4 protein-coding genes are annotated in these 3,296 nt (G+C 72.5%); all 4 read right to left on the bottom strand.

The genetic code is table 11. The annotated features are described in order from the left end of the window. On the bottom strand, positions 1-430 hold a 430-nt coding region (locus BUB17_RS24390; RefSeq protein WP_208983661.1), incomplete at its 3' end, for a hypothetical protein. A gap of 575 nt (positions 431-1,005) precedes the next feature. Continuing rightward, the gene (locus BUB17_RS24385; RefSeq protein WP_072921295.1) at positions 1,006-1,302 is read right to left on the bottom strand and encodes a DUF3846 domain-containing protein; all 297 of its coding nucleotides are present in this window, start codon (positions 1,300-1,302) and stop codon (positions 1,006-1,008) included. A gap of 341 nt (positions 1,303-1,643) precedes the next feature. Next, positions 1,644-2,207, bottom strand: coding sequence for a hypothetical protein (locus BUB17_RS24380; RefSeq protein ID WP_072921293.1), 564 nt, complete (start codon positions 2,205-2,207; stop codon positions 1,644-1,646). A 616-nt stretch (positions 2,208-2,823) separates the two neighbouring features. After that, positions 2,824-3,296 (bottom strand): AAA family ATPase (locus BUB17_RS27540; protein ID WP_208983659.1); only part of this gene is annotated, 473 nt, incomplete at its 5' end.

The raw sequence follows: 3,296 nt of genomic DNA, 5'->3' as shown, positions 1-3,296 counted from the left end.
CGACCTGCGCGGCGTGCTCGGCAGCCTGCGCGTCCAGCGCACCGGCCAACTGCGCCAGCGCGCGCAGCGCCCCAGCCGGGGCAACCGGCGCCTCGAGGGCCGCCGGCGCGTCCGGGGCCTCGACAGTGAGCACCGCGGTGCGAGCATCGAACGCCGAGGGCTGCGCGGTGTGCTCCACCACCGCCCCCTCGACCAACACCCGCGCCGTCACCGGCCCATCAGCCGCCTGCTCACCGGCCGGCTGCCCAGCGGCGTCCTGCCCGGCGGCCGGCAGCGGCGCCCGCAGCCCGATCCACACCCCCACCACCGGCTCCCCGGCACCCCGGGCCAGCCACACCGACTCCCCCAACCGCGGCAACACCACCACCCCGGCCCCGGCCTCCTCACAGCAGCCGTCCACGACCACCCTCAGCACCCTGCCGGCAGCCACCGACTCCACCACACCGACAACCCCCTCAGCCGGCAGGTAGCACTCCCGCCCCTCGAGGTCCGAACCAACAGCAGCAGCAATCGCATTCACAGACACGCACACTCCTGAAACCACGGGGCTGGTCAGGCCCCTGGATTGGTACAACAACAAAGACAATAGGGCACAAGTCGGACACTTCCGGGCCGCCGACAGAACATGTGGAAACCGAAACGAATGGTGTGGAGGACGGGACACCCCGGCACCGGGAACCCCGGCCCAACGAAAACACGCAGCACCTCGGCCGTTACCATCCCGTGACCTCGCCGCGCCAGGGCCTGACCCGGGTGCCCACCAACCCCGGCCGATGCCCCGCCGGCCTCGGGACGACGGACTCGCCGCCGACCCGAGCCGGTGCACGAGGCCCGGCCTCAGCCCGAGCGGAACCACGGGCTCGACCCCATGCCGGCCGTCCCGGTCACCGGCAGGTGGGGGACCCGCCGGCAGCAGCCCCGCGAGGCGCACAGCCAGCGCCAGAGCTCGAGGAGCGCACCCATCGGGCCGGCGGCACCCCACCGGGGGCGCCGCCGGCCGACCGGTCAGCGGTAGGCGGCCAGGAACGGCTCCGCGGCCGCCCGCACCTCCTCCAGGCCGGCCCGGTCGGCCCGCAGCCGCCCGGCCACCCGCACCAACTCCCCCGCGGCCCGCTCGGTCAGGCCCAGCGCTGCGCCGGCGGCGTCCGCCCCGCCGGTGAACACCACCGTCCCGCAGTACGGCTGCCGAGCGCGCCCCAGCGCGGCGGCCAGCACGCTGGCCACCGGATTGAGCGCACAGGCGTACAGCCCCTCGCCGTGCACCCACATGTCCAACCCCGAACCCAGCGCCACCACGTCCACGCAGCCCCCACCGCGGCCTGCAGCCGCTCGAGCACCCCGCCGCAGGCCTCCGGCACCCACCGCGCCCGGACGGCGGTGCCCTCGACGTCCAGAACGACGACGGTGATGGGTGCAGTGCTGCTAAGCATGGTGGTCTCCTGCTAGGTCACGGGGCTGGTCAGACCCCTGGGTTGGTGAGGGTCACGCTATCTGCGGACACCGACGAAACCGCAGGTCAACGCGGCAGTCAGCCGGTAGGAGCCGCCGGAACAACCGGCATGGGGTGCCGGCACCGTGCGGGCCCACCGGCGCCGTGCGGGACGGACCCGGGGGCCGGGGTGACCCCCGGCCCCCGAGCGAGCTCACCGACCGGCCTGACCGCGCTCCCACGCCTCGGCGTGCCGGTCCCGGCCACCATCCGGTCCCCGCTCGGCCAGGGTCTGGGCGGCCACCGGCCACAGCGCTGCCGCCACCCGGTGCACCGTCTCGGCCACGGCCACCAACCGCCCGGTCGCCTCGGCGTCGTGCAGCACCAGCACCAGACCCCCCACCTGACAGGTCAGGTACGCCCGGCCGTGCCGGCTCACCGACCCGGCAACGGCCTGCGGATAGGCCACCGGCTGCGCGCCGCACATTCGCACGATCACCGAGCTGTCCTGCCCAGCCTGCACCAACTCGACCGGCAGACTCCCCGCCCCGCCGGCGGTGAACAGCCCACCGGCGCGCTCGGCGGCGGCCAACGCGGCGCGCGCGAAGTCCGCGGCAGCGGTGAAGTCCAGCAGATACAACAGCGCCGAACCGATCCGCGCCTGCACATGCTCGACGGTGAACCGGGTGACATGCCCGGTCTCGATCTCCACCTCCCCGGCGAGGTGGACGGTCGCGCGGACGAACTCCTGACAGGCGGACATGGCACTGGTGGGCATCAGCGTGCTCCTGCGGTGTCACGGGGCTGGTCAGACCCCTGGGTTGGCGAGCCCCACGCTAACCACCACCACCGACAAAACCCCAGCTCAGGGCCTTTATTCGGATGCTGTCGTCGCCGGAACGACCGGCATGGGGTGCCGGTCGTTCCACCGGCTGGTACGGCTTGAGCGTCTGTTCGGAGAGCGCCTCAGCGGCAGCGGCTCGACCAGCCGCCCCACGACACCTCGGGAAGTGACCACCGGGGACAGCTCCCCAGCTGGTCGACGTGGACCACCTCGACCTGCCCGTCAGGACCGCGATGGCCTTACGGCCAGCTCGCCAACACCACCACCGCCAGCCCCAATCACGCCGCGGCGTTCACCTCAGCCCTCCCTCCGGCTAGCGTCGGGCTCCTGACATGAGGCCCGACCGGGAGCACGTCACCGGCGGACCTAGCCGAGTGATCCGTGAGGGATGAGATGGCCAGGAGAGGAACTGGGAAGGGCCGAGGGCGCAGCGCGATAACCGGTCGCTTCGTCAGCCGCCGGCACGTTCGTCGCAGCCCCAAGACCACGATCTGGGAACGACTGACCCGGCGACGCAAGAAGAAGTAGTCCGCTCGACGCCCGGTCGTCGTCAGTCGAGTTCTGGAGGCGGCAATGCTCGCGGTGGGCGTGGTCGAGTAGCGGCTTCACCGATGGCGGCCAGCTGATGGTGGTCGCCGGTAACCAAGACCTTGGCCTGGTGGCGCCGGGCGAGGTCGACGACGCGGGCGATGTCGGCCGCCGATGCCATCGAGGCCTCGTCGATGACCAGCAGCTGCCCGCGGCGCAGTCGGAAGCCCAGGTCCTCGATGTTGGGCTTGCCGGAGGCCAGGCGCTCTTGGATCGAGAACCACCGGCTCAAGTTGGTCGCCTGGTCGAAGCCCTCGGCGCAGAGCACCTCGGCGGCGTTCTGGCTCACGGTGAGGCCGACGACCGCATCGCGGTGGCCGGCGACGTCTTTCCATGCCTGGGCCAGGCGCGCCAGCGTGTAGGACTTCCCCGCTCCGGCCGGGCCGATTAGCACCTCGAGTGAGGCACCCGAGGTCAAGATGCGGGCTCCGGCTG

It is taken from the genome of Geodermatophilus obscurus, assembly GCF_900143215.1.
Classification (GTDB): Bacteria; Actinomycetota; Actinomycetes; order Mycobacteriales; family Geodermatophilaceae; genus Geodermatophilus; species Geodermatophilus obscurus_A.
This window is presented reverse-complemented; position numbering and strand designations above follow the sequence as displayed.

Excerpts from the sequence above, each read along its gene's own strand:
- BUB17_RS24380 (WP_072921293.1), bottom strand. The coding sequence starts at position 2,207 with ATGCCCACCAGTGCCATGTCCGCCTGTCAGGAGTTCGTCCGCGCGACC.